Genomic DNA, 294 nt, shown 5'->3' with positions numbered 1-294 from the left:
GCATCACGGTCGGCGCGCTGCTGGCGGTGGTGCTGTTCGCGCCGGCGCGCTGGCTCGCGGCGGCGCTGTCGAACTGGAGCCATGGCCGCCTCGTGCTGGCCAACCCGCGCGGCACCGGCTGGAACGGTACGGCCGCCGTGGTCTTCGCCAGCGGCGCCGGCGGCGCGCAGGCGGTGTCGCTGCCCGGCCTGCTGCACTGGCGCAGGCGCCCGGGCTGGAGCGGCATCGCCGCCAGCCTCGACCTGCCCTGCTGCGCCGCGCAGCCGCTCGAACTCACGGCCAGCCCGCGCGCCG

The 294-nt window shown here is 78.6% G+C and carries 1 pseudogene; it reads left to right on the top strand.

The features are described 5' to 3' along the window. Positions 1–294, top strand: a pseudogene (locus ACZYSP_RS35460) (type II secretion system protein N); the annotation flags it as partial.

Source organism: Variovorax sp. F042 (assembly GCF_057814215.1).
The sequence above is the reverse complement of the archived record's forward strand: the minus strand, read 5'-3'. Positions and strand labels throughout refer to the sequence as shown.